Source organism: Moritella sp. 5, from assembly GCF_018219455.1.
Taxonomy (GTDB): Bacteria; Pseudomonadota; Gammaproteobacteria; order Enterobacterales; family Moritellaceae; genus Moritella.
The window spans coordinates 4,302,121-4,327,266 of record NZ_CP056122.1 but is presented as its reverse complement, the minus strand read 5'-3'; the positions used below and the strand labels follow the sequence as shown (position 1 = coordinate 4,327,266).

Here is a 25,146-nt window from a genome sequence, read left to right as displayed (position 1 = left end):
ATAGCGTTATCATAACTATAAAAGCCAGCGCATATAATATGAGCTGGCTTTTTATTAAGCTTAATTTACTACGTTAGGACACTTATACTAATTTAGATATTTCACTATCAAATAGATTCTTCATTAAACCTACAAACTCTTCGATAAATGCCATTTGTTCATTACTTGGCGGTACATCCCAAGCACTTGATAATACTTCTTCTAAATCACCGACAATTGCGTCTATTTCACGGATAATCACAAAGCGGTGCTTTTCAGTAAGCTGCTGATGTTGATTACAAACAGTCATAGTATTACTGGCGATATGTTCAGAAAAAATATCCCCAATGGTATCTGTTGTTGAAGCGTTCTGTTGGCTATGGTTTTCAAAAATAGCTAAATTGTCAGCTAAGAAATGGATAAGCTGAATATAACCATCACTGTTTGTTATCATAATTATTTACCGCGTAAAATATAAGAATGACATGTTATTACACCGTATATATACCGCTAAAAGCGGGGGTATAATTAACAACTCAAGATAGGTTGTTAATATTCATTGGAATATAAACATGTATAAGGCTTAATTATGCGCTGACCACCTCGCGAGGTAAAGTAGAACAGAAAACAAAGCGTAATTTTCTGTTCTATTTTTGGCCTTGTTCATAACGGTATTTGTTGGTGATTAAGCTTGTATCTATAAATGGGTGTAAAGTTTTGAGGTTAATTGAATCGTGAGAAATTCGGTTTACGTTTTTGCATAAATGCGCTCACCGCTTCTTTTGATTCTTCGCTTTCAAGCGCTGTAGAGAAATGCGCTAACTCAATATGGATCACTTTTTCTATCTGGTTAATTAACTCAGCTTTCATTAATTTTTTGGTGTTACGTAATGAAGCTGGCGCTTTAGCTGCGAGCTTTAAGGCGCTTTTTTCGGCCATAGAAAATAATTCATCCGCAGGTAATACTTTATTGGCAAGACCAATTTCTAATGCTGTTTGTGCATCAAATTTGTCGGCAAGCAACATCATTTCAGATGCTCGCTGATGACCCGCAATTCGGGGTAATATCAGACTTGCGGCATATTCAGGCACTGCTGCAAGATCTGTAAATGGTAAGCGAAGTACCGTATTATCGGCAAGATAAACCAGATCACAGTGCATTAACGTTGTTGTACCAATACCAACAGCAGGGCCAGCCGCTGCTGCAATCACTGGTTTGGAAAAGTGTAATAAGGCGAGCATGTATTGCACTAATGGTTGGTCTTTAGAAAACCCCATGCCGTTCATGAAGTCGGCCATATCATTACCCGCACAGAAACAACTTTCAGAGCCTCTAAGAATCACTACACGCACTGCTGGGTTGGTATCAGCCTGGTTAAAAGCCTCGGTTAGCTCAGTATAAAATGCACTATTAAATGCATTGAGCTTATCTAATCTATTAAGGGTTAAGGTTAATACACCTTGTTCATTTAACTGTGTTAGTAAATAAGTTGCCATTTTATCATCCTGATAATGGTGGTTATAAACGACTATTTTGCCACGTAAGCCAGTTTAATTGAACTGGTAATGTTAATTGTAAGTGAGGGTTGTGTTAATTATTGTCGTGGTTTATTTGTTGCGTATACACAAACAAAGCATTTTCCATATAACTAAATGGAATAAAAAATCATTATTTATTCTTTGTGGTTATCCTTAACAGTCGTTAACCTTTAACTAATTCAGCACAGTGGAAGCCGTAATATGCTATTAAAGGAACTATCATCATCGACGAGTCCATTGAGTGAATTGCAGTTATCGCAATTGCAATTAGCACTTAATGATTTGTCACCGACGCAAACCGCGTGGGTCAGTGGGTATTTGGCAGGGATAAGTCAAGCATCTGGAGGTCAAGTACAGGCGCCCGGAGCGGTATCTCAACCTGCTCAACGTGTGACTATTTTATTTGGTTCACAAACCGGTAATGCCAAAGGTGTAGCGGAAGAACTTTATGAACAAGCACAAGCACAAGGTATTACAGCCCGACTTGTGAATATGGCGGATTATAAAGCCAAAGAATTGAAAACAGAATCGCACTTACTGATTGTTGCAAGTACCAATGGTGAAGGCGAAGCACCCGATGATGCAGTTACCTTTAATGAGTTCTTAGCGTCTAAGAAAGCGCCTAAAGTACCTGAACTTAAATACAGTGTCTGTGCATTAGGCGATTCAAGTTATGAATTTTACTGCCAAACTGGATTAGAGTTTGATGAACGCTTAGCTGCCCTTGGCGCTAAGGCTGTCGTCGCTCGTGCAGACTGCGATGTTGATTATGATGATGCAGTTTCAACATGGAGCGAATTGGCGCTTACTGCTGTTAAAGCAACGCTAAAAGAAGCGGTTACAGCGACGGCTCCTGTTGCAGCTCCAGCGACGAATCATGTCGCGAATACCTATTCTAAAAAGAAGCCATTTAAAACCGAATTATTAGTGAATCAAAAAATTACGGGTCGTTTTTCTGGTAAAGATATTCGTCACGTTGAAATTGCATTAGATGATTCTGGCATTAATTACCAAGCGGGTGATGCATTAGGGATCTGGTTTAAGAATGATCCCATCCTGGTTGACGCTATTCTAGACCAATTGGAATTAGATGGTACACAAACTGTTACAGTGGCGAATGAAACAGAAAGTTTACGTGATGCACTGATTCATCGTTTCGAATTAACCCAGAGTTATCCAAGTTTCATTCAGGCTTATGCTGAAATATCGGGTTCGAAAAAATTAGTTAAATTACTCGATGATAAAACAGCATTACGTCACTATTGTTATGGTCGTCAAATCTTAGATGTGATTGATGAAAAGAAAGCAAACTTAACAGCAGAGCAACTCATTAGTGGCTTACGCAAGTTAACCCCACGTCTTTATTCAATTGCTTCAAGTCCTAATGAAGCGGAAGGCGAAGTACATTTAACCGTTGCTGTGGTTGATTATCAGCAAAGTGGTGAACAACGCATTGGTGGTGCTTCTGGTTTCCTTCAGCGTCTTGAAGAAGGTGCGGAGGTTGCAGTCTTTGTTGAACACAATGATAACTTCCGTTTACCAAGTAATGATGACACTCCTGTGATCATGATTGGTCCTGGTACGGGGATTGCGCCATTTCGTGCTTTTGTACAAGAACGTGACGTACGTGAAGCTGCAGGAAATAACTGGTTATTCTTTGGTAACCAACATTTTACTGATGACTTCCTGTATCAAACTGAATGGCAGGGCTACTTGAAATCGGGTCTATTGACTAAGATGGATGTGGCGTTCTCACGTGACCAAGCTGAGAAAATTTATGTGCAAGACCGTTTACGTGAAAATGCCGCAGAGTTGTATGCTTGGTTAGAACAAGGCGCACATATTTATGTTTGTGGTGATGGCGATAGAATGGCGAAAGATGTGAATGAAGCATTGATCGAGATTGTCGCAGAACAAGGTAAATTAGCGCGTAGTGAAGCAGAAGAGTATGTCGCTGAACTACGTCGAAATAAACGTTATCAGAGGGATGTTTACTGATGAGCGACAAGAAATTAGCGGTTAATGAACGCATTAAAACAGAAAGTAATTTTTTACGCGGTACCATTGCTGAAGGCTTAGCGGATCAAATCACTGGCGGACTGTCTGATGATGATATGCAATTAACGAAATTCCACGGTTTTTATCAGCAAGATGACCGTGATATTCGTGCCGAGCGTCAGAAACAAAAGTTAGAACCTCGTCATAGCTTTATGTTACGAGCGCGTGTACCTGGTGGTATTTGCAGCCCTGAGCAATGGCTAGAGATAGATCGTATTGCTAGTGACTTAACTATCTATGGCAGTATCCGTTTAACGACCCGTCAAACGTTTCAGTACCATGGTATTTTAAAGCCGCAAGTGAAGCCATTGATCCAAGCATTAGGCTCGGTGAACTTGGATTCGATTGCTGCCTGTGGTGACGTGAACCGTAATGTAATGTGCACGCCGAATCCAGTAGAGTCAGCATTACACCAAGAAGCTTATGCATGGGCAATTCGTTTAAGTGATGACTTATTACCAAACACCAATGCGTATGCAGAACTCTGGTTAGACGGTGAAAAAGTGCATAGTAATGAAGCTGAGCCTATGTATGGACCCACTTACTTACCGCGTAAATTTAAGATTGCAGTTGCTATCCCGCCACATAATGACGTAGATATTCACGCTAATGATTTAAATTTTGTTGCGGTTGGTGATAACGGTAAGCTAGCTGGTTTCAATGTATTAGTTGGTGGCGGTATGGGGACAACGCATGGTGACGTGAATACTTTCCCGCGTTTAGCCGATGATTTTGGTTTTGTAAAACCTGAAGATGCAGTTGAAATCGCGAAAGCGGTATTAACAGTACAACGTGATTGGGGTTGCCGTACTGATCGTAAACGTGCTCGTTTGAAATATACACTTGAAGATAACGGTGTGGATAAATTCCGCGCAGAAGTTGAATTACGCTCAGGTATTAAGTTTGAAGCACCAAAAGCAATTGAATTTACCACCCGTGGCGATCGCTTTGGTTGGATCAAAGGCGTTGATAATAAATGGCATTTAACCCTATTTATTGAAAATGGGCGTATTGTTGATACCGAAACACATCCGATTAAAACTGGGTTGGTTGAAATTGCTAAGATCCACCAAGGTGATTTTAGAATGACAGCCAACCAAAACTTAATCATTGCCGGTGTCGCAGAGCAAGATAAAGAACAAATCGAACGTCTCGCACGTTTATATGGTCTGTATTCTGACGAATTAAGTCAGCAACGCTTGAACTCAATGGCGTGTGTTGCACTGCCGACGTGTGCGTTAGCGATGGCTGAAGCAGAGCGTTATTTGCCATCATTGGTGACTAAAGTTGAGGGGTTGCTAACAAAACACGGTATTCCTGACGAGCACTTTGTGATGCGTATGACGGGTTGTCCCAATGGTTGTGGTCGTCCATTTTTAGCGGAAGTTGGCTTTGTTGGTAAAGGTCCAGGTAAATACAATATGTATTTGGGCGCGAAGAATAACGGCATGCGTTTAAACAAGATGTATCGTGAGAATATTGGTGAAACTGAGATCTTAACGATTCTTGATGAATTAATTGCTGAATGGGCAACCAATGCATTACCAGACGAACGTTTCGGTGATTTCGTGGTACGTCGTGAAGTGATTAAACCTGTAATTATAGCGTCGAGAGATTTCCATGGCTAGATTGAACCTAGATGAATTATTAACGTTAGATAAGGCGAGCCAGAAAGCAGCTTTAGCTGTGGTTAATGCTCAGCTAGAGGAGATGAGCGCAGAACAACGTGTCGACTGGGCTGTTACTGAGTTGGGTGACAAATTAGTATTATCATCGAGCTTTGGCATTCAAGCAGCCGTATGTTTACATTTATTAACACAGTTTAAGTCTGATATTCCGGTTATTTTAACCGATACAGGGTATTTATTTCCTGAAACCTATCAGTTTATTGATGAGTTAACTCAACAGTTAAGCCTTAATTTACAAATATACACTGCGCCACAATCAGCTGCTTGGCAGGAGTCGCGTTATGGTAAGTTATGGGAACAGGGTGTTGAAGGGATCACGCAATATAATGTGCTTAATAAAGTAGAACCAATGAAGCGCGCACTTAAGGAGTTGGGCGCGCAAGTGTGGTTTTCTGGATTACGCCGTAGTCAGTCATCAAGTCGTGAAGCATTACCGGTATTGTCTATTCAAAATGGTTGTTTTAAATTTTTGCCTATTATTGATTGGAGCAATAAAGAAATTCATTATTATCTGAAAAATAACGGGTTGAATTATCATCCGTTGTGGGAACAGAATTATGTCTCGGTCGGTGATGTGCATACGTCACAACCGCTGAAACCAGGGATGACGGAAGAAGAAACACGCTTCTTTGGTTTGAAGCGTGAGTGTGGTCTACATGAAGAAAATGATGAAGTGGGTGGTAGCGGAATTTAAGTTCAAGCTGCCACTGATATCGCTTGGTTGTTAATAAGGCTTAGTTCTGATTCGTTAGAGCTAAGCTTTTTGCCATTCAGGCGTTGCGTTATCAACCGGCGCTGCTTCTGGTGTTGATTGTGTCTCTTTTTCTTCATCTTCTTCTGATTCGGACTTTTTGGATTCATTTAATTCTTTTTGCAACTCTTCTATTTTTTGCTTGGTTTTATCCCAGCCTGACTCTGCACCTTGTTTTAAGGATTCGAACCACTCATCGCTGTTATCCGTACTATCCTCTAATAGCTCTCCAGTTTTACTTTTCGCAGCTTCCATTGCTTTATTGGTTGCTTCTCTGGTTTTATCCCATGCTTCTCCCATGGCTTCTTTAGAGGCATCCCATGCGTCACTTGCACTATTTGCTTGAACTGCGAATGTCGAAAAGCAACTTGCTAGGCTGATTATTAAAATGGGTATTTTTTTCATCATCACTCGCTTATTCTTTCAATAGGATCTATTACATAACTAAATTGTAGCAAATATTGCCTATCTGCGTCATCCCTCAATCGGTATACATGCACTAACGGTGATATGAGTATCAATTACTTATGAAGTAATTGGGCTATTGTATCAATTTTGTATTTCGCAATGACGACTAACATCATTGTAATGAAAGCGAGTAGTGTACCGCATATTCCTGCAACTTTACCTTGTAGCCAGGTCAGCATGCCGATAGCGATAATAAATAGAAACAGTGCAATGCTTGCAGAGGTGGTGCCGATAGCACGAACTTGACTAATTTGTTCCAATACAGGAGCTGAAAAGGCAGTAATTGTCGCGACTTCAATACTTAAACGCACGTCGATATACAATGCGACAACAAATAACAAGGAGGTCAGGGTAAACATAAGTAGTGTGATGGTACTATAGGTGCTTTTTCGGTGGCTACGTACGATCTGCGCGGCGATGGATAAAGAAAAACCTGCCATTAAGCCACTGATAAAAGAAACTTGATTGGTCTGCAGTTCGAGGATCTCATTCATAGGCGTACACCATTAATGGACTTTGTAAGAAGATGATATTGACATTATATTAGTATGTTAGCTACAAAAAAGCCAAGTGCGAGACTTGGCTTTGTGATAACGGTAGGAAGACTCAAAGTAAGTGAGTCAATCGATATAGCGTGTTTTAGCTTACTTAGCTGGGATCGCTTTTAAGATCGCAAGTAAGTATTTCCAGAACATGCCTACTGTTTTGATGTTCACTTTCTCATCTGGAGAATGTGGGAAACAGATCGTTGGGCCAAATGACGCCATGTCCATGGTTGGGTATGAAGTCTTGAATAAACCGCATTCTAGACCTGCATGGATAACCATGATTTTTGGTACAGAACCAAACTCTTTTTCATATACGTCACGCATGATCTGCATCACTGGTGAACTGGTATCAGGTTTCCAACCTGGGTAAGCACCGTCAAATTTCACGTTGGCACCCGCAAGTTCAAATACCGATGCGATCATTTCTTGTGCATCAAGACGGCAAGAGTCAGCTAAAGAACGGATCAAGCATTGAATATGTACTGTTTTACCGCGTGATTGAATTACACCAAGGTTAGATGATGTTTCAACTACCCCTTCAATCTCATCACTCATGCGCATTACACCATTAAATACACCGTTAAGTGCAGTAATAAGGCGAGTTTGGCAATCTTGAGTCATCACTGTTGGTTCATTTGGAACTGGGAACAGTGAGATTGAGAAATCAGGTTCTGTCGCTATAAGCTCTTTTTTAACTGTTTTAGCAAAGAATTCTAAACACGCTTTAAACTCTTCTCGTTGTGCTGGTGCAACAGTAATAACTGCAAAAGCTTCACGTGGGATTGCGTTACGTAGTGAACCGCCGTTAATCTCAACAAGGCGAACACCCATATCGCGACCAGCTTCTTTTAAAAGACGAGCTAATAATTTGTTGGCGTTACCGCGACCGAGGTGAATATCAACACCTGAGTGACCACCTCTTAGGCCAGAAATAGATACTTCAAATGTTTGGTGATCCGTCGGAGTGTCTTCACGTTCGATAGGGAAAGACACTGTTGTATCGATACCGCCAGCACAACCCATGTAAACTTCGCCTTCGTCTTCTGAATCTGTGTTTAGTAGGATCTCACCTTCTAACCAGCCTGCTTCAAGACCAAATGCACCAGTCATGCCAGCCTCTTCGTCGATCGTTACGAGAACTTCAAGAGGACCATGTTCAATATCGTCTGAAAAGATAACCGCAAGACTTGCTGCTAGACCAATACCATTATCAGCGCCTAATGTTGTACCACGGGCTGTCACCCATTCGCCGTCAACATAAGCGTCGATAGGGTCAGTAACAAAGTTATGCTTAGAGTCAGAATTTTTTTGTGGGACCATGTCCATGTGCGCTTGTAATACGACGCCTTTACGGTCTTCCATACCTGCGGTAGCCGCTTTACGCAAAATAAGGTTGCCAACGCTATCTTCTTTACACTCAATACTATGATCTTTCGCTAATTGTTGGATCCACGCCGATACTTTTTCTTCATGCTTTGAAGGACGCGGGTTTGCACACATTTGCTCAAAAATATTCCAGACAATTTGCGGTTCTAAATTACTTAAATTTGCCACTTGGGTAGCTCCTTAATTGGAATTAATCATTATATTTAGCGTGACACAAAGGATGTTCCAGTTTATTGAGATAGTAAAGAGGAATATGCCAAATAGACTGTGTTAATCTGTGGTTCTGCGATGCGGTAAACAAGTTGTCGTTTTATCATGCTCAATAAGGGGTGATTAGCAGCTAGTAACTTGTCCCACGGGTCAAGTACTGGTATCTTTACGGGTTGAAAATTGAGTGTACAAATCAGGTTTTTTTTGTACATAAACCCTTCGTTGATGATTTTATATAGCTACACGTTAGTTCGTTCGCTAAGTGTATATAGAGGTTGGTTAAATGAGTGATAAATTTATAGTATCTTGGGATGATTTACAGCGTGATACGCGTAAACTTGCTCGTAAGCTGCTTCCTGCAACACAGTGGAAAGGTATTATTGCGGTTAGCCGTGGTGGTTTAGTGCCTTCAGCTATTCTTGCGCGTGAATTAGACTTACGTCATGTTGATACTGTATGTATCTCAAGTTATGACCACGATCATCAGCGTGATATGACGGTATTAAAATCTGCACCTGGTGACGGTGAAGGTTTTATCATCATTGATGATTTAGTTGATAGTGGTGAAACAGCGAAAACAATTCGTAAAATGTACCCTAAAGCTAAATTCGTGACTGTTTATGCGAAGCCACTTGGCGAGCATTTAGTGGATGACTTTGTTACTGCTATTAGCCAAGATACTTGGATTGAGTTACCTTGGGATATGGCGATTGAATTTGTAGAACCAATCTGCAAACAAGGTTAATTAAACTACCTAGGATATACGTCAGTCTGTATTCTTGTTATTAAACAGCGTTGTGAATATCAACGCTGCCATTTCTCGATATTATATTCTTTAAAATAGCTTTATTTTAGATTTATAATTTGACCGCTATTGATTGTTAGCTATGCTTAACAGTTCTTCCTGACATTTAGAGATACTCCTTTATCACTCTTAATTTATCACGAAAAACAAATAAGAGATAATCATTATGCCAATACTGAATGACCCCGATCTGATCTATTTCCGTAAACGTATTCGTATTTTAAATGCACTTGGTCCTTATTTAAGAGAACATAACTGCCAGCCCACCTCTTTTTATTTTGATTGTTTTAGCATTTGCATTGATGCTGAGATTGAGCCTGAATGTCGTGAGTTTTATGGATGGTGGCTAGAGATGGAGTTAGTTAGTGATACGTTTGAATATCATTATCAATTTGGTATTTATAACAAACTGGGTGAGTGGGTTGCAGCGCCGATACCTGACCCTTATCAGCATGACGTTACTCAGTCGCTAAATCAATTCTATGAAAAATTATCTGTTTGTTTAACCGATCAATTAACGTTGAACCTAAAACCCTCGTTAATTTTGGCTAAGACTCTTATTTTATCAGCGGCCTAACGGGTTGTTTAGGTCTTTATTGTTGCTAATAGCATTTGATCCTTCTGCTTGATAATAAATGCCACGTAGGATCTGATAAAAGTACAGTATTTCGCTGTACTTTCCCCGCCTATACAGCTTTCCCTATTGTATAAATTCAGTTCTCAGGTCAAAATACTTGTTAAGTTAGTAACGAGAATGAGTTAAATGGCTAAGAAAACCATAGTGGTGAAATTAGGAACCAGTGTATTAACCAGTGGCACGGCGAAAATAGATCGTGCACACATGGTTGAATTGGTTCGTCAATGTGCGCAATTGTACAAACAAGGGCATGATATTATTGTTGTAACGTCAGGAGCAATTGCTGCCGGACGTGAACACTTAGGTGCTCCTGAATTGCCCCCCACCATGGCAAATAAGCAGATGTTGGCCGCTGTTGGTCAAAGTCAGCTTATTTTTATTTGGCAAAGCCTGTTTAATATCTACGGTTTAAATGTCGGCCAGATGCTGTTAACACGTGCAGACCTGGATGATCGTGAACGATTTTTAAATGCGCGCGATACCATGCGAGCATTGTTAGATAATCGAATTGTGCCGATTATTAATGAAAATGATGCGGTCGCTATAGCTGAAATTAAAGTGGGTGATAATGACAATTTATCGGCACTTGCGGCTATTTTAGCGAATGCGGATACGCTAATGCTGTTAACTGATCAAGAAGGCTTGTTTACAGCTGATCCTCGCAACAACCCCGATGCTAAGCTGATTGAAGTTGTTGATGTTATCGACGATGAATTACGTCAGTTAGCAGGAGGTACTGTCGGCGGTTTAGGCACTGGTGGTATGGCCACTAAGTTGCAAGCGGCTGAAATTGCTTGCCGATCAGGTATTGATGTTGTTATTGCAGCAGGTGTTGCTGAAGATGTTGTGCTACGCGTTGCTGAAGGCAAACGAGTAGGCACTTTATTTCCTTCGCATACAAGCCCATTAGAAAGTCGCAAGCAATGGATTCTTGCCGGTCCTCCTCCATCGGGAGTCATTATTATTGATGACGGTGCGGTAAATGCGGTGACACAAAAAGGCAGTAGCTTATTACCGAAAGGTATTTCCGAAATATCAGCAACATTTAAACGTGGCGATGTTGTTCAGCTGCAAACATTACAAGGAAAATTACTTGGTCGTGGGATCTGTCGCTATACCAGCGATGAGTTAACCGCGATTGCGGGTTGTCATTCGTGTGATATCGAAAGTAAGTTAGGTTACGGTTACGGTGCTGTTGCCATACATCGCGATGATTTAGTTTTATTTTAAGGAAGATACAGTGTTACAAGAATTAGGTAAGAAAGCCAAACTTGCGAGTTATGAATTAGCAACGTTAACTACGGCACAAAAAAATAACGCATTAGAATGTATCGCGTGTGAATTAGAAAATAATCAAGCTGAGATTTTAATTGCTAATAGTAAAGATATTGATGCTGCTAAGCAAAATGACATAACCGATGCGTTACTTGATCGTCTATTATTAACAGAAGCAAGACTTGCAGCAATCATTGCTGACGTACGTGGTGTGATTGCCTTACCTGATCCCGTTGGCGCTGAGTCTGAAGGAAAGGTGCTCGAAAACGGTCTACGTTTATCAAAACGCCGCATACCATTAGGTGTGATGGGTGTTATTTATGAAGCGCGCCCGAATGTGACGATTGATATTGCGGCGCTAAGCTTGAAAACAGGTAATGCTGCGATCTTACGTGGTGGTAAAGAAACCGTTCATTCTAATTTGATTTTAGTGAATGTGATCCAAAAAGCGTTAGAAAAAGCACAATTACCAAAAGATTCAATTCAAGTGATTGCTGATCCGAATCGTGATTTGGTGACTGCTTTATTGAAAATGGATAAATATGTCGACATGATCATCCCACGTGGAGGACCAGGTTTACACCGTTTATGCCAAGAGCAAAGTACGATCCCTGTTATCACGGGTGGCATGGGTATTTGTCATGCATTTGTTGATGCGTCAGCAAATGTTGAAGATGCGCTTGCGATCATTGAAAATGCCAAGGTACAACGTCCTTCTGCTTGTAATGCATTAGATACGGTATTAGTGCATAAAGGCATTGCTGGCAGCTTCTTACCATTATTAGCTGAACGTTTAGAACACAATGCAGTGGAATTACGTGCAGAGCCAAAAGCACATATTGCATTATCAAACGTTAATGCAAAAAACGTGCATGTAGCGACAGCAGATTGTTTTGACCAAGAATGGCTAGCGCTTATTTTGGGCGTAAAAGTTGTTGATGACGTTGAAGAAGCGATTGTACATATCCGTGAGCATTCGACAGAGCATTCTGACGCGATCTTAACAGATAACTTAACCAATGCTACTCGCTTCTTAAATGCCGTCAATTCTGCTGCCGTTTACGTTAATGCAAGTACGCGATTTACTGATGGTAGCCAGTTTGGTTTAGGTGCCGAAGTTGCTGTGTCAACACAAAAGTTACATGCTCGTGGGCCTATGGGATTAGAAGAACTAACAACGTACAAATGGATTGCGATTGGTGATGGTTTAATTCGTCCATAAGCATTTCAGTATTTTGTTGTTTTGATTAAGTGCTAAGGCAGTCCGTTATATGTGACTGCCTTTTTTATTTATGAGTGATGAAATATGGAGGAGCTTATGGCTCAACAAGCGGTAGATAAAGCGGCTTCACGGTTGAATATATCAGCGGTCTTAGCTGCAGCTTTGATTGCCGCGAGCTTAAGTTATTTTTCATATGCGGTACTGAACTTTACCAACGAGCTGACAGAAGTACGTAAGGCTATACCTAATATATTGCAGGAGATTGATGATATTTCTGTGCAAATTCCGGCGATAGTGGCACAAGTTGAATTGATCAATGAGCAAAGCATTCCGAATATATTAACTGAAGTTGCTGCTGTACGTGACAGTGTACCAGCTATTTTAACGGAGGTAGAATCTGTCCGCGTGAGTATTCCTCCAATGTTGCAAGAGCTTGAAGCGATACGTTTAGCGGTACCACCAATTCTTGCTGAAGTGGCTGCAGTGCGGGCTGAATTACCCGCGGTATTACAGCAAGTTAATGCGATAGATAAACGGATCCCATCCATTTTGAGGGGAGTCGATGAGGTAAACAAACGAGTGGATGATATTAACCAATTAGTCCCGCCGATTTTAACGCAAGTTGAAAAAGTGCGTGTGGATATACCACCAACGCTAACACGTGTTGAAGCCTTGGTTGCAGCCAGTGATAAAATTGGTGAGAATGCGTCGAAAGGTGCGACAAAAGGAGCCATTAAAGGTCTTTTAGAAATGCCGGTTGATGCGACGAAACGGTTACTTACAGCACCTGGTTCTTATTTTGAGACCGATGAAAAAAAGCCTGCTAAATAGTGTTCAGATAGCTGGATAGTTAAATTGTGACGTGATGCTTAATGACTTGCTATGGATAGGGCTAAATCAAAACTAACAGTGAAAATATATTATCGTGTTAGCTTTGATAAAGCAGAGCTTAAGAGTTAAGTAACCTCTTTGCCTTGTGCTTGTAAGTCTGCATGGTATGAAGAACGTACAAATGGGCCACAAGCCGCATGCTCAAAGCCAACTTCTTTTGCGAGTACACCAAGTGCATCAAAGTCGTCGGGATGAACGTAACGTTTCACTGGTAAGTGATGACGACTTGGTTGTAAGTATTGACCTAATGTCAGCATAGTTACACCGTGCTGCGCAAGATCTTTAATTACTTCTGCAATTTCTTCGTTAGTTTCACCTAAGCCCATCATTAGGCCTGACTTAGTTGGAACGTTCGGGTGCATTTCTTTAAAGCGTTTTAGTAAACGTAAAGACCATTGGTAATCAGAACCTGGGCGCGCCATTTTGTAATGCTGTGGTGCTGTTTCTAAGTTGTGATTGAATACGTCTGGTGGTGTGTCTTTAAAGATTTCTAATGCTTTATCCATACGACCTTTGAAATCAGGTACCAAAATTTCAATTTTGATTTCAGGATTTAGTAGGCGAATTTCACGGATACAATCGGCAAAATGTTGTGCGCCACCGTCACGTAAGTCATCACGGTCTACAGAAGTAATAACAACGTATTTTAGCTTCATCTTTGCAATTGTTTGTGCAAGCTTTAGTGGTTCTTCAGCGACAAGTGGCAATGGTTTACCATGTGCAACATCACAGAATGGGCAACGGCGTGTACAGATTGCGCCCATGATCATAAAGGTCGCAGTACCGTGGTTAAAGCACTCTGAAAGGTTTGGGCAAGATGCCTCTTCACAAACGGAATGCAGGTTGTTTTCACGCATCACATCTTTAATTTCTTGGATACGAGCAGAGCTTTTCGGTAGACGGATCTTCATCCACGATGGCTTACGCAGGATCTCGTCATTCTCAGTAGCAATAATTTTTACTGGAATTTTAGCCATTTTATCTGCGTCGCGAAGTTTAACGCCTGGCTCTAATCGAACGGTTTTACTCATGCTCTGTTAATCCATCTTTGAAAGTTAATTGGGTGTATTCTAGCAGGGAACATAGGTGTCCGACTAGCTTAGGTTGTATTTCACCTAGACTGGTAGCACCGCCAAGATCACTTGTTTGGGTCATTTCCATACCCGCATAACCACATGGGTTAATACGCAGAAAAGGGGATAAGTCCATGTTTACATTAAGTGCTAATCCATGGAATGAACGGCCTTTTCTGATCCTTAAACCTAATGAAGCAACTTTTTTATCAGCCACATAAACACCGGGGGCATCTGCGCGTGGGTAGGCTTCAATACCTGTTTCAGCCAGTGTGGCAACAATACCATTTTCAATATGGCTGACAAGATCTCGAACGCCAAGTTTACGACGTTTAATATCGAGTAAGAAGTATACCACTTGTTGACCTGGGCCGTGATAAGTAACTTGGCCGCCACGATCGGCTTGGACGACAGGAATGTCGCCAGTAGCGAGTATATGCTCTGCTTTACCTGCTTGACCTTGTGTAAACACTGGGTCGTGCTCAACAAACCAAAGTTCATCTTCTGTGTTGTCGTCTCTGTTATCAGTAAACGACTTCATCGCGTCAAATACCGTCGTGTAAGATTGGCGATTAAGTTGACGAATTATAATGCTGTGTTCTGACAAAATATGCTCTTCTATATGATTAACACCAACGAAAAAAATCTAATTAGCAATACTAATTAGATTTTTGATATGGATATTATTTATTATAAAACGCGGATCACACCAGGGATCGCACCGAAAGCCACGTATAAGCCTTCTATTTGATCTTTGTCTTGGACTTTAACTTTGATGGTTACAGAGTTGTAAGTGCCTTTGCTGCTCTTTTTAGAGCTAGGAGTATAGTTACCCGGAACATGTTTTTGTGCTACAGCAACAATGCTATCTTCGAGTTTAGGATCCGTAGTACCGATAACTTTAAAGTTAAGTTGACAAGGAAAATCAAGCAGTTCGTCGAATTTAGTATTTAAAGACATTAGTTTTTCTCGTACCTTAGAAATAATGGCAAAGGAGGCTGTTGCCTCCTTTGTATTCGTCATTATAATCGGGTAACGGTGTCAGGGAAAGGATTAACCAAACCAACCGGCAAATAATAATTTGAAATAATCAATTAATCGGCTAAACCAGCTGCCTAATTCTACGTCTTCCAGTGCAATTAAATCGGCTTGTGCAATCTCTTCATCGTTCAGATTATAAAATACTTTACCAACGACATCGCCTTTAGCGATAGGCGCACTTAGTTCTTTTTGGATTTCAAAAGCAGCCGTTAGATTTTTTGCTTGGCCGCGGGGTACCGTCAGTGTTAATTTGTTTGCTAGACCCAGTTCAACTTGTTCTTGCTCGCCCATCCACACACGTTCTGACACTATGCTACTGTTCGCTTCATGTAGTGTCACTGTTTCATAGAAACGGAAACCAAAGTTAAGTAATTTTTTACTTTCCGCTTTACGTGCATCACCACTTTTAGTTCCCAGCACGACTGCAACTAGACGCATGTTGTCTTTGGTCGCTGAAGAAACTAAGTTAAAACCTGCTCCTGAGGTGTGACCGGTTTTAATGCCGTCAACGTTCATGCTTTTATCCCACAACAGACCATTGCGGTTATATTGGGTAATGCCGTTATAGGTAAATTTCTTTTGTGAGTAAATACGATATTCTTCAGGAACATCACGGATAAGTGCTTGTCCTAATGTCGCCATATCACGCGCTGTTGTATATTGTTCTTTGCTATCTAGACCGTGGCTATTAGCAAAGTGCGTTGCATCCATCCCCAGTTGTTTGCTCCACGAGTTCATCAACTGAGCAAACGCGCTTTCTGTACCGGCGATATGCTCTGCCATTGCCACACAAGCATCATTACCTGATTGTACGATAATACCTTGGTTTAATTTTTTGACCGTGACGGTTTTGCCTACTTCGACAAACATTTTTGATGAGTCAGGGAAGTTTTTCGCCCATGCATTTTTACTGATGGTAACTTCATCATCTAGATTGATGTTACCTGCTTTTATTTCTTGGCCAATAACGTAACTGGTCATCATTTTAGTTAAGCTGGCAGGTTTTAGTGAATCATCTGCATTTTGTTCTGCGATCACTTTGCCGGAATCAAAATCAACTAATATGAATGCTTTGGCTGCTATTTCGGGTGTATCTGGGATAACACTCGGTGCTGCACTTAATGAAAAACTTGCTATTGCTAAGCTCGTTAAGATAAGTTTTTTTAATTGATTGGCCACGTTTCACTTCACTATAATTAAAGTTAGATTTAAGTTATGAATAACTTAGTTAAATAGTCTCGATAGTTGTCACCACATCAAGACTATTTGATAATGGGGCTAGTCTATCAAACTCGCTGAATTTATGTCTTATTATTTAAAGTTTATTTATTAGATATTGTTTTACTGGAAAGTTCCTTCAATACATAAGCATTTTTATAATTTTTTTGAACTTGAGTTAAGAGTACTTGTGCTTTACCACTATCCGTTATTGGTCCAAGCTGCACTCTGTGGTACTTACCACTAATAACTAAGCGGTTTGCTGTGTTGTATTTCCCTGCTAAACCATCAGCAATTTTTTGCGCTTTAGCTTCATTACTTGACGCTAACACTTGGATGAACCATTGTGGCTTCGGCGTAAATAAAGTGCTGTTATCGGCAGTTGGAATAATTAATTCAACGCGTACATTAGCAGTACCAGATTGCAACATATCGAGTTTATAAGCCGCCGCATAGGACAGATCAATGATACGCTCTGGATGAAATGGTCCTCGATCATTAACGCGGACAATTACGGTTTTATCATTACCGAGGTTTGTTACTTTAACAAAACTCGGTAGGGGTAAATTTTTGTGCGCCGCAGACATTGAGAACATGTCATAGATTTCACCGTTTGAGGTTTTGTGGCCATGAAATTTATTGCCATACCAAGACGCTTTACCTTCTTGGGTTAGGGTTTTTATATCTCGCCATACTTCATAATCAACACCACGCACTTGATAGTCGCGATTCGCATATCGACTGTAAGTTTGGGGCGTTGGTACTGCGTCGGCTATATCCTCAAGTTGGGGGATGTTCTCTGGTGCGTGATCATCACTGTACTGATAACGAGAAGAAGAACATGCGGCCAAAAGGCCGCAGATACAAAGTAGGGTTAAACGTTGTTTATTGCGCATGTTTAGCTTGTTTAATCTTTTCACTTAATTGGAATACAGCCATTGCGTACAAAGGACTATGGTTATAACGTGTAATAGTGTAGAAGTTATCAAGGTAAACCCAATATTCATCACTATCAAGCTGTTGAAGCTTGAGTAATTTCGCAGGGTTTGAGTCTTCAATTGCTATTGCAGGTACACGTTCATCAGACTCTTTCAGCACAACACCAGCGGCTTTTAAGTCTGCCCATGTATGCTTTATTTTCAATGATTTGCTCAGTAATTCTGCTACTTTTTCACTGTCAGCTTTAACTGGATAAGCGACTGGTTCATCGGTTTTCCAATTGTGCTTGCTAAAATAATTAGCGATACTGCCGATTGCATCAATAGGATCATTGATCATATCTACTTTACCGTCACCAGAAAAATCAACGCCATAATGGCTATAGCTTGACGAGATAAACTGACCTAAGCCCATTGCGCCCGCATATGAGCCTTGTGTTTCTGTTAGGTTCCAACCTTGTTGTTCGCTTAATTTAATGTATTGCGCGAACTCTTGACGGAAAAATTTGCCACGTGATGGGTAGTTAAAGCCAAGAGTATAGAGTGAATCTAATACCGAGATATTCCCCTTGTATTTACCATAGAAGGTTTCAACGCCCATAATAGCGACGATAACTTGTGCGGGGACGCCATATTCAGCTTCAGCTTTAGCAAAGGTCTTTTCGTATTGTTTCCAGTACTCAACACCTTTGTTAATACGGCTTTCTGTGATAAAGATTGGTGCGTATTTATACCAAGGCTTTTTTTCCCAGGGTGTCTGGATCTTGGTTAATACGTTTTCATCGAACTTTGCTTGCCCTATTGCATTAGTAAGCACTTTTTCTGATATATCATATTGAGTACTTAACTCTTCAACCCAAGTCTTGTGTTCACTGCTTAACTCAGCACTATTAACTTGAAACGCTGCTAAACCTAGCAGAAATAATACTTTTTTACTTAGCATTTGGATTCCTCAACTTAAGCGACGGTGTGTTCTTACAGACATTAGAATGCCAAAACCTGCCATCAATGTCACCATCGAAGTGCCGCCATAGCTAATTAAAGGTAGTGGTACGCCTACTACGGGTAATAATCCGCTGACCATACCGATGTTTACGAACAAATAAATGAAAAATGTCATGGTAATACTACCAGCTATAAGACGTTCAAATACGCGTTGTCCCTGCATCGCAATCACTAACCCGCGGCAGATCACAAATAAATAAAGTGACAGTAGTAAGATCACACCAAATAAACCGAATTCTTCACTAAATACCGCAAAAATAAAATCGGTGTGGCGCTCTGGTAAAAAATCTAGCTGTGACTGGGTGCCCGATAACCAGCCTTTCCCCCAAAAACCACCTGAACCAATAGCAATTTTAGATTGAATAATATGATAACCAGAACCCAATGGATCGGTTTCTGGATTGAGGAAGGTTAATACTCGCTGTTTTTGATAAGGACGCATTAAGAAGAACCACAGAATAGGCGCAAAGCCTGAAACCAGTCCAAAAGCAATCATCACTAATCGCCATGACATACCCGCTAAGAAAATAACGAATATACCTGAAATCGCGACCAGTAACGAGGTACCAAGATCGGGCTGTTTTGCGATTAATAATGTTGGTATTAAGACCATAATTAACGCCGTTATTACGGTTCTAAAACTGGGTGGTATTGGTTGGTTACTCATGTAACGAGCAACGGCTAATGGCATCACTACTTTCATTATTTCAGACGGCTGGAACTTGGTAAAGCCAAGGTCAATCCAGCGCTGAGCCCCTTTGCCCACATGGCCAAATAGTAATACCGCGATTAATAAAATGGTGCCAATGAGAAAGATGGGAAATGCCCAGCGCCGATAAGTTGAAGGTGGTATTTGTGCTAGGGCAAGCATTACCCCTAACGCAAGAAACATGCGAATTACTTGTCTTTTCATCAGCGCGATGTCCGCGCCACCTGCGCTATAAAGTACGACAAGGCTAACCCCCATCAGGCTTAACAGGCCAAATAATAAGGGGAAATCGATATGTAATTTATACCAAACACTTTGATTATGACGACGATCTGGCATTAATTTTCCTTTTTATTTTTAAAGTAGACATCAAATAAACGACGTGCTGATGGGGCCGCTTGTGAGCTACCACCACCGGCATTTTCTAGAATGATAGTCGCTGAAATCTCTGGTTCTTCAAACGGTGCATAAGCCACAAACATGGCATTATCACGTAATCGTTCGCGGATCTTACTGGCATCGTATTTTTCTTCACCGAGCTGGTATAGCTGTGCAGTACCCGATTTACCAGCGGCGGTGTAGGTTGTGTTAGCAAACGCACGGTGTGCAGTACCTTTTCTGGTTACAACACCGCGCATACCGTCTTTGGCTACTTGCCAGTTCTCGGGGTCTTTGAGTTTCAGGGGTGGTAATTCAACGACAGGTTCAAATTGATCACCATTGATATATTTTATATTCCGAACAAGCTGTGGGACAGGGCGTAGGCCTCGGCTTGCAACAATACCTGTCGCTTTCGCAAGTTGGATTGGTGTAGCAGACCAGTAACCTTGACCAATACCGACGGAAATTGTGTCACCTTGATACCAAGGTTGATTGTAACGTGCGCGTTTCCATTCTCGTGAAGGTAAGATAGCATTGGTTTCTTCTTTAACATCAATACCGGAATATTGACCAAAGCCAAACTCGGTCATAAAATTATTAATTTTATCAATGCCGACGTTATAAGCGAGATTATAAAAGAAGGTATCTGACGATCGTGCGATGGCTGTGTAAACATTAATCTTACCACGACCCCAACGATTCCAGTCTCGGAAGCGCCGTTTAGTATTTGGGATTTGGAACCAACCAGGATCATTGATAAGGGTATTTGCTGTGATCGCACCGTCTTCTAAGGCCAAGATAGCTAACTGTGGTTTTACTGTTGATGCGGGCGGATAGCGCCCTTGTGTTACCCGGTTGATCAAGGGGTGATCTTTTGACTGTAATAGGCGATTATAATCTTTACTGCTAATACCGTGTACAAATAAGTTAGGATCATAACTCGGGCTAGAGACCATTGCTAATACTTCACCTGTTTTGGGTGCGAGTAAAATTATCGCACCACGGCGACCGGCTAATTCCTTTTGTGCTTTGAGCTGTAAGCGTATATCTATATTCAGGTATAAATCGTTTCCTGGTACAGGATGTGTAATTTTGAGTGTGCGGATAATCTTGCCGCGATTATTGACTTCAACTTCTTTAAAGCCTGGTTTACCGTGTAATGTTTTTTCGTAATAACGTTCGATACCTTGCTTACCGATATCATGGGTTGCCGCGTAGGTCGCACGTAGGTCACTTTTCTCTAATCGGTTAAGGTCATTGTTGTTAATACGAGCGACATAACCGAGCGCATGCGTGAGAGCGTCACCAAATGGATAATAACGTTTTAATCGTGCATTGACGGAAATTCCGGGATATTTGTGCTGCTGAACTGAAAATAGGGCAACTTGAGATTCGGATAAATTGGTTAATATTGAGACCTGCTTAAAGCGACGTTGGCGTTTTAATCGAGTATGAAAATCATCAATGTTATCTTCAGTTAGGCTCAATAAGCTTGTTAACTTGACGATTGTGGCGTCAATATCGGTAATTTTTTCCGGTACTATATCTAAGCTGAAAATGGGTTTATTTTCCGCTAAAAGTATACCATTGCGATCATAGATAAGCCCACGATTGGGTGCGATAGGCACTAACTTGACCCGGTTTTCGTTAGAACGGGTTTTGTAAGCTTGATATGAATCGACTTGTAAGTAATAAAGGTTACTTAATAACAAACCAAGCACGCAGAGAACAAAAATAAATGAGACCATGGTGCGACGGCTAAATAATGCTGTTTCCGCAGAATGGTCTCGTAAGGTTATACGCTTCCTTGCCACCAATATTACTCTCTATGATAAGGATGGTTTGTTGTAACACTCCAAGCGCGATATAACGCTTCGGCTACCACTACACGTACCATCGGATGTGGTAAGGTTAGCGGTGACAACGACCAGCGTTGTTCTGATGCCGCGATGCATTCTGGTGCAAGTCCTTCTGGGCCGCCAATTAATAGGCTAACGTCACGACCGTCATGCTTCCACTTATCTAGTTCAACGGCTAGTTGTTCTGTAGTCCAAGGTTTGCCGGTAACTTCCAGAGTCACGATACGATTACCTTTCGGGATCGCTTGCATCGTTTTTACACCTTCGAGTTCTAAGATCCGTTTGATGTCAGCGTTTTTGCCACGCTTACCCGCATTGATCTCAAGTAATTCAAAAGGCATATCTTTAGGGAAGCGACGTGCATATTCTTTATACCCGGTTTCTACCCATGCTGGCATCTTAGTGCCAACTGCAACTAGCTGAATTTTCATTTGACTATGCCCCTACAGACTGCCAAAGTTGTTCTAGTTGGTAAAGATCACGTGTTTGTTGTTGCATGATGTGGACTACTACGTCACCCATATCAACTAAAACCCATTCACTATCTTCTGTACCTTCAATACCCATAACGAATACTTCGTTACGTTTAGCTTCAAGGTAAAGGTGATTAGAAATCGACTTAACGTGAGTTTTTGATGTGCCAGTACATACGATCATTAAATCTGTCACTGGTGATTTACCTTTAACATCAACCACTTGGATGTCTCGGGCTTTCATGTCTTCAATTTTGTCTAGTACAAATGCTTGCAGTTCAGAAGTTTGCAAGGGTCCTCCAGAGGAACTTTATCGAGTTAACCGCGAATTATAACAGTGAATAATACCTAAATATATACCTAGCTTGTTTATGAGCCAGTATCTCTTGTCGTTTATTTATACAAGTTATTTTTATATATATAAGACAGCACATTATCAGGCAGTAGATATTGGGGGCTTTGCTGGTGTTTAACCAACTGACGGATCCGTGTCGCCGATATTTCTAATTGCGTGCTTGGCCAGAGTAAAATACGGCCCTGTTTTTGCTGCTTTAGGACTTCGACATCCGTTGTTTTCACTTGTTCAAATAATCTTTGTACTTCTGGCGCTAATTGTAATGCGTAGTTAGGACGATAACTGACGACTAGATGACAATAATCGAGCAATTCTTGCCAACGATACCAGGTATGTAAACTATTAAGTGAATCAAGACCAATTAAAAAGCACACGGGTGTTGTTGGATTTTCAGCTGCGAGCTCGATTAACGTATCAATGGTATAAGAAGGCGTTGTACGATTTAACTCGCGCGTATCAATGCTTAACTCTTCACAGTCTTCTACCGCTAATGTCGCCATCGCTAGTCGGTGGTCTGCACTGGACCCTGGCGTAGCACGGTGTGGTGGGATATGATTTGGCATTAATCTGACTTCAGCTAAATTAAGTTGCTGTAATAAGTCTAAGCAAGGACGAAGATGACCATAATGGATCGGATCAAATGTACCGCCTAAAATACCGATGGCGCGAGTAGGTGTAAAGTCAGTCATAAACAGCCGTTAGTTATTAATAAAGACACAAATCATTTAATTTCGGAATGATTAAAATTGGGTAACAAGGTTGAGTCGGCAAAGCTAATACTCAACATCTGTAAAGATAGCCAAGGATCAACGCTGGTACTTGTTTTTATCGCACTATCAACACTTGAACAGAGTACTAACATTTGCTCTATTTTACTTAATGATAAGCGGCTTAAGCAGGCATTTATAATCTGCTGTCGGCCAGCCCATAAGCGCTGTTTTTTCATTTCGTCAATCACAGACAAGCCTTGCTGCTGCATCAAACTGTAATGATAAAGTTGATTTATTTCTTTGTTTAGCGCCCAGTTAATGACAATCGGGTCGACACCTTCTGCTTGTAATTGCTGGAGGATCCGCTGACCACGATTTACTTTACCGGCAAGCAGGGCGTCAACAAGCTGGAAACTACTAAAGTGTGAATGCTGGGTAATTGACTGCTGCAATTGTGCCAAGCTCAATGTTTGACCTGGATAGAGCAGGGATAACTTATCAATTTCTTGTTTTGCTGCGAGTAAGTTACCTTCAAAGCTACGACACAGAAGGGTGATTACATCCGCTGGTGCTTCTAAGTTTGCACGTTTAAGACGGTAGCGCATCCAGTTGGCAAAAAAACGACCTTCGGGATGGCCAACAGGAATGTAGAGTGCATTTTTAAAGTACTGCGTAAACCATTTCGCACTTTGCTGTGCTTTGGTGAGGTAGGGACCACTGAGAATTAAAATAAGATCGGGGTTTAGCTGCTTAAACAAATCATTAAGCTGGCTAATGTCTTCTTTCGTGGGGCGTTTGTCAAAGATGAGCTCGACAGTTTGACGACTAGAGAACAGCGACATCGATTGGCAAGTATTAAAAGCCGCAGGCCAATCCATTGTCGGTTCAGCATGAAACTTATGGTGTTCATCAAAGCCTACTTTTTTAGCGGCGGCTTTAATCTGCTCAATCGCTTCCATTTTTAATAATGGTTCTTCACCGAATATTAAATAACAGGGTTTGAGTTCAGTTTTTAGGTACTGATCGAGTTGTTCTGGATAGACGCGCATTAGTTAGCTTCAAGCTCTGTATTTAATTCTGTATTTAGTTCTACTTCACTTAGCTCGGTTTCATCATCGTTATCACCAATGCTTTGTGGTTTGATTATCACTTGACTTAAGGTTCGAACAACTTGTTTTGCTGCTGCTTCACGCATTTCCCGCTGTAATAGTTCTGATTCACGTGAGCTCGCGAGTGCTTTTTGTGAATTATTTAACAGATCGCGTTGTAGGGCGACAGTAAAGAATTGTGGTTCTTGATTCGGTAAACGTACTTCCATCTCGAGTACATAGCTCAATTCATATTCAGATGCGCTTGCATCTGAATAGAGCGAAACAGTACGTGAAGCTGTGCTCTCGGACATAATTCTTAGTATGGGTGTCTGTGAATTTAACAGTGCAGGATCCATTGCTGTCGTTTTAGTTTTAGTTGAATCTTCATCCGTTATATCAGAAAAATTATCGCTTTCTGTTGTTAGACTCTTATTGCTCGTTGTTGATGCTACAGTCGGAACAACAAGGTTAATTTGATTGTAGCGTAACTCTTGTTTGATGAGGCGTGTTAAATCGGAATACTTACTCGATACTAACATTAAATTACGTAATTCATTTGGAATGCCACTGCCATTTTTTAAATGAAAGCCACAGCCGCCAAGAATAGCAGTAAAGAGGAAGATGCAAATTAGTCGAATAAAACCTGGTTTCAGTGCCGATGCGATCATAATGCCTACAAAATATATAAGTGAATTGTAGGTAATTTTACACGTAATCTAAAAACAAAAAAGCCCTAGACTCTACTATAAAAATAAAAGCAGAATGCAGGGCCTATTTTTTGTGTCTAAGTTGTCTATTAATCGAGTAAATACAGCGTTAATTAATCAGCTATTAAT

General features: G+C 40.9%; 26 protein-coding genes. 8 read left to right on the top strand and 18 right to left on the bottom strand.

All coding sequences use genetic code 11. The annotated features are described in order from the left end of the window. Window positions 1-82: 82 nt before the first annotated feature. Complete coding sequence (locus HWV01_RS19260) at window positions 83-433, bottom strand: DUF3802 family protein (RefSeq protein WP_045109013.1); 351 nt, start codon at window positions 431-433, stop codon at window positions 83-85. 269 nt (window positions 434-702) lie between these two features. Then, window positions 703-1,476, bottom strand: coding sequence for an enoyl-CoA hydratase (locus HWV01_RS19255; RefSeq protein ID WP_211673063.1), 774 nt, complete (start codon window positions 1,474-1,476; stop codon window positions 703-705). A 243-nt stretch (window positions 1,477-1,719) separates the two neighbouring features. Between HWV01_RS19255 and HWV01_RS19250 the strand changes: the two genes are divergently transcribed. From HWV01_RS19250 to HWV01_RS19240, 3 genes are read left to right on the top strand one after another with little or no spacing between them, the layout of a single operon-like run. After that, window positions 1,720-3,516 (top strand): assimilatory sulfite reductase (NADPH) flavoprotein subunit, encoded by a 1,797-nt coding sequence (locus tag HWV01_RS19250; protein ID WP_211673062.1) that lies wholly within the window; start codon window positions 1,720-1,722, stop codon window positions 3,514-3,516. After that, window positions 3,516-5,204, top strand: a complete 1,689-nt coding sequence (cysI, locus tag HWV01_RS19245) for an assimilatory sulfite reductase (NADPH) hemoprotein subunit (protein WP_211673061.1) — start codon at window positions 3,516-3,518, stop codon at window positions 5,202-5,204. The genes HWV01_RS19250 and cysI overlap by 1 nt, the downstream gene beginning before the upstream one ends. Next, window positions 5,197-5,958 (top strand): phosphoadenylyl-sulfate reductase, encoded by a 762-nt coding sequence (locus HWV01_RS19240; RefSeq protein ID WP_211673060.1) that lies wholly within the window; start codon window positions 5,197-5,199, stop codon window positions 5,956-5,958. The genes cysI and HWV01_RS19240 overlap by 8 nt, the downstream gene beginning before the upstream one ends. A gap of 60 nt (window positions 5,959-6,018) precedes the next feature. Here the strand turns inward: HWV01_RS19240 and HWV01_RS19235 are convergent, their stop codons facing one another. From HWV01_RS19235 to HWV01_RS19225, 3 genes are all read right to left on the bottom strand, one after another. Then, window positions 6,019-6,423 carry a hypothetical protein gene (locus tag HWV01_RS19235; RefSeq protein ID WP_249185382.1) on the bottom strand — a complete coding sequence of 135 codons (405 nt, stop codon included), beginning with the start codon at window positions 6,421-6,423 and terminating at the stop codon, window positions 6,019-6,021. 113 nt (window positions 6,424-6,536) lie between these two features. After that, the gene (locus HWV01_RS19230) at window positions 6,537-6,977 is read right to left on the bottom strand and encodes a phosphoadenosine phosphosulfate reductase (protein WP_211673059.1); all 441 of its coding nucleotides are present in this window, start codon (window positions 6,975-6,977) and stop codon (window positions 6,537-6,539) included. Between the two features lie 150 nt (window positions 6,978-7,127). Next, the gene (locus HWV01_RS19225) at window positions 7,128-8,585 is read right to left on the bottom strand and encodes an aminoacyl-histidine dipeptidase (protein WP_211673058.1); all 1,458 of its coding nucleotides are present in this window, start codon (window positions 8,583-8,585) and stop codon (window positions 7,128-7,130) included. A gap of 325 nt (window positions 8,586-8,910) precedes the next feature. Between HWV01_RS19225 and gpt the strand changes: the two genes are divergently transcribed. The 5 genes from gpt to HWV01_RS19200 all read left to right on the top strand — a co-directional run bounded on the left by gpt (window position 8,911) and on the right by HWV01_RS19200 (window position 13,397). Further along, entirely contained in the window at window positions 8,911-9,372 is a 462-nt protein-coding gene (gpt, locus tag HWV01_RS19220; RefSeq protein WP_211673057.1) for a xanthine phosphoribosyltransferase, read from the top strand. Between the two features lie 226 nt (window positions 9,373-9,598). Continuing rightward, complete coding sequence (gene crl / locus HWV01_RS19215; protein ID WP_211673056.1) at window positions 9,599-10,009, top strand: sigma factor-binding protein Crl; 411 nt, start codon at window positions 9,599-9,601, stop codon at window positions 10,007-10,009. A 186-nt stretch (window positions 10,010-10,195) separates the two neighbouring features. Next, window positions 10,196-11,299 (top strand): glutamate 5-kinase, encoded by a 1,104-nt coding sequence (gene proB / locus HWV01_RS19210; protein WP_211673055.1) that lies wholly within the window; start codon window positions 10,196-10,198, stop codon window positions 11,297-11,299. A gap of 10 nt (window positions 11,300-11,309) precedes the next feature. Further along, a complete protein-coding gene (locus tag HWV01_RS19205; protein WP_211673054.1) occupies window positions 11,310-12,566 on the top strand; it encodes a glutamate-5-semialdehyde dehydrogenase in 1,257 nt (418 codons plus the stop codon). Between the two features lie 96 nt (window positions 12,567-12,662). Further along, complete coding sequence (locus HWV01_RS19200; RefSeq protein ID WP_211673053.1) at window positions 12,663-13,397, top strand: hypothetical protein; 735 nt, start codon at window positions 12,663-12,665, stop codon at window positions 13,395-13,397. A gap of 125 nt (window positions 13,398-13,522) precedes the next feature. Here the strand turns inward: HWV01_RS19200 and lipA are convergent, their stop codons facing one another. The 13 genes from lipA to lptE all read right to left on the bottom strand — a co-directional run bounded on the left by lipA (window position 13,523) and on the right by lptE (window position 24,978). Then, complete coding sequence (lipA, locus tag HWV01_RS19195) at window positions 13,523-14,488, bottom strand: lipoyl synthase (RefSeq protein WP_211673052.1); 966 nt, start codon at window positions 14,486-14,488, stop codon at window positions 13,523-13,525. After that, on the bottom strand, window positions 14,481-15,137 hold the full coding sequence (gene lipB / locus HWV01_RS19190) for a lipoyl(octanoyl) transferase LipB (protein WP_211673051.1): 657 nt from the start codon (window positions 15,135-15,137) through the stop codon (window positions 14,481-14,483). The genes lipA and lipB overlap by 8 nt, the downstream gene beginning before the upstream one ends. Window positions 15,138-15,220: 83 nt before the next feature. Further along, window positions 15,221-15,490: a DUF493 family protein YbeD gene (gene ybeD, locus HWV01_RS19185; RefSeq protein WP_045109025.1), complete on the bottom strand. Its 270-nt coding sequence runs from the start codon at window positions 15,488-15,490 to the stop codon at window positions 15,221-15,223. 93 nt (window positions 15,491-15,583) lie between these two features. Next, the gene (locus HWV01_RS19180; protein ID WP_211673050.1) at window positions 15,584-16,750 is read right to left on the bottom strand and encodes a D-alanyl-D-alanine carboxypeptidase family protein; all 1,167 of its coding nucleotides are present in this window, start codon (window positions 16,748-16,750) and stop codon (window positions 15,584-15,586) included. A 143-nt stretch (window positions 16,751-16,893) separates the two neighbouring features. Further along, complete coding sequence (locus tag HWV01_RS19175) at window positions 16,894-17,685, bottom strand: septal ring lytic transglycosylase RlpA family protein (protein WP_211673049.1); 792 nt, start codon at window positions 17,683-17,685, stop codon at window positions 16,894-16,896. Continuing rightward, window positions 17,675-18,670 carry a lytic murein transglycosylase B gene (gene mltB, locus HWV01_RS19170; RefSeq protein ID WP_211673048.1) on the bottom strand — a complete coding sequence of 332 codons (996 nt, stop codon included), beginning with the start codon at window positions 18,668-18,670 and terminating at the stop codon, window positions 17,675-17,677. Before mltB ends, HWV01_RS19175 begins: the two co-directional genes overlap by 11 nt. 9 nt (window positions 18,671-18,679) lie before the next feature. Next, on the bottom strand, window positions 18,680-19,780 hold the full coding sequence (gene rodA / locus HWV01_RS19165; RefSeq protein ID WP_211673047.1) for a rod shape-determining protein RodA: 1,101 nt from the start codon (window positions 19,778-19,780) through the stop codon (window positions 18,680-18,682). After that, window positions 19,780-21,636 carry a penicillin-binding protein 2 gene (mrdA, locus tag HWV01_RS19160; protein ID WP_211673046.1) on the bottom strand — a complete coding sequence of 619 codons (1,857 nt, stop codon included), beginning with the start codon at window positions 21,634-21,636 and terminating at the stop codon, window positions 19,780-19,782. The genes rodA and mrdA overlap by 1 nt, the downstream gene beginning before the upstream one ends. 5 nt (window positions 21,637-21,641) lie before the next feature. Continuing rightward, entirely contained in the window at window positions 21,642-22,112 is a 471-nt protein-coding gene (rlmH, locus tag HWV01_RS19155; protein WP_045109030.1) for a 23S rRNA (pseudouridine(1915)-N(3))-methyltransferase RlmH, read from the bottom strand. Between the two features lie 4 nt (window positions 22,113-22,116). Beyond that, entirely contained in the window at window positions 22,117-22,446 is a 330-nt protein-coding gene (rsfS, locus tag HWV01_RS19150; protein WP_211673045.1) for a ribosome silencing factor, read from the bottom strand. Between the two features lie 101 nt (window positions 22,447-22,547). Beyond that, window positions 22,548-23,198 (bottom strand): nicotinate-nucleotide adenylyltransferase, encoded by a 651-nt coding sequence (nadD, locus tag HWV01_RS19145; protein ID WP_211673044.1) that lies wholly within the window; start codon window positions 23,196-23,198, stop codon window positions 22,548-22,550. Window positions 23,199-23,230: 32 nt separating this feature from the next. Further along, complete coding sequence (holA, locus tag HWV01_RS19140) at window positions 23,231-24,268, bottom strand: DNA polymerase III subunit delta (protein ID WP_211673043.1); 1,038 nt, start codon at window positions 24,266-24,268, stop codon at window positions 23,231-23,233. Further along, the gene (gene lptE, locus HWV01_RS19135) at window positions 24,268-24,978 is read right to left on the bottom strand and encodes an LPS assembly lipoprotein LptE (protein ID WP_211673042.1); all 711 of its coding nucleotides are present in this window, start codon (window positions 24,976-24,978) and stop codon (window positions 24,268-24,270) included. The genes holA and lptE overlap by 1 nt, the downstream gene beginning before the upstream one ends. Between the last annotated feature and the right edge of the window lie 168 nt (window positions 24,979-25,146).

Excerpts from the sequence above, each read along its gene's own strand:
- HWV01_RS19260 (WP_045109013.1), bottom strand. The coding sequence starts at position 433 with ATGATAACAAACAGTGATGGTTATATTCAGCTTATCCATTTCTTAGCT.
- HWV01_RS19255 (WP_211673063.1), bottom strand. The coding sequence starts at position 1,476 with ATGGCAACTTATTTACTAACACAGTTAAATGAACAAGGTGTATTAACC.
- HWV01_RS19250 (WP_211673062.1), top strand. The coding sequence starts at position 1,720 with ATGCTATTAAAGGAACTATCATCATCGACGAGTCCATTGAGTGAATTG.
- cysI (WP_211673061.1), top strand. The coding sequence starts at position 3,516 with ATGAGCGACAAGAAATTAGCGGTTAATGAACGCATTAAAACAGAAAGT.
- HWV01_RS19240 (WP_211673060.1), top strand. The coding sequence starts at position 5,197 with ATGGCTAGATTGAACCTAGATGAATTATTAACGTTAGATAAGGCGAGC.
- HWV01_RS19235 (WP_249185382.1), bottom strand. The coding sequence starts at position 6,423 with ATGATGAAAAAAATACCCATTTTAATAATCAGCCTAGCAAGTTGCTTT.
- HWV01_RS19230 (WP_211673059.1), bottom strand. The coding sequence starts at position 6,977 with ATGAATGAGATCCTCGAACTGCAGACCAATCAAGTTTCTTTTATCAGT.
- gpt (WP_211673057.1), top strand. The coding sequence starts at position 8,911 with ATGAGTGATAAATTTATAGTATCTTGGGATGATTTACAGCGTGATACG.
- crl (WP_211673056.1), top strand. The coding sequence starts at position 9,599 with ATGCCAATACTGAATGACCCCGATCTGATCTATTTCCGTAAACGTATT.
- proB (WP_211673055.1), top strand. The coding sequence starts at position 10,196 with ATGGCTAAGAAAACCATAGTGGTGAAATTAGGAACCAGTGTATTAACC.
- HWV01_RS19200 (WP_211673053.1), top strand. The coding sequence starts at position 12,663 with ATGGCTCAACAAGCGGTAGATAAAGCGGCTTCACGGTTGAATATATCA.
- lipA (WP_211673052.1), bottom strand. The coding sequence starts at position 14,488 with ATGAGTAAAACCGTTCGATTAGAGCCAGGCGTTAAACTTCGCGACGCA.
- ybeD (WP_045109025.1), bottom strand. The coding sequence starts at position 15,490 with ATGTCTTTAAATACTAAATTCGACGAACTGCTTGATTTTCCTTGTCAA.
- HWV01_RS19175 (WP_211673049.1), bottom strand. The coding sequence starts at position 17,685 with ATGCGCAATAAACAACGTTTAACCCTACTTTGTATCTGCGGCCTTTTG.
- mltB (WP_211673048.1), bottom strand. The coding sequence starts at position 18,670 with ATGCTAAGTAAAAAAGTATTATTTCTGCTAGGTTTAGCAGCGTTTCAA.
- rodA (WP_211673047.1), bottom strand. The coding sequence starts at position 19,780 with ATGCCAGATCGTCGTCATAATCAAAGTGTTTGGTATAAATTACATATC.
- rlmH (WP_045109030.1), bottom strand. The coding sequence starts at position 22,112 with ATGAAAATTCAGCTAGTTGCAGTTGGCACTAAGATGCCAGCATGGGTA.
- nadD (WP_211673044.1), bottom strand. The coding sequence starts at position 23,198 with ATGACTGACTTTACACCTACTCGCGCCATCGGTATTTTAGGCGGTACA.
- holA (WP_211673043.1), bottom strand. The coding sequence starts at position 24,268 with ATGCGCGTCTATCCAGAACAACTCGATCAGTACCTAAAAACTGAACTC.
- lptE (WP_211673042.1), bottom strand. The coding sequence starts at position 24,978 with ATGATCGCATCGGCACTGAAACCAGGTTTTATTCGACTAATTTGCATC.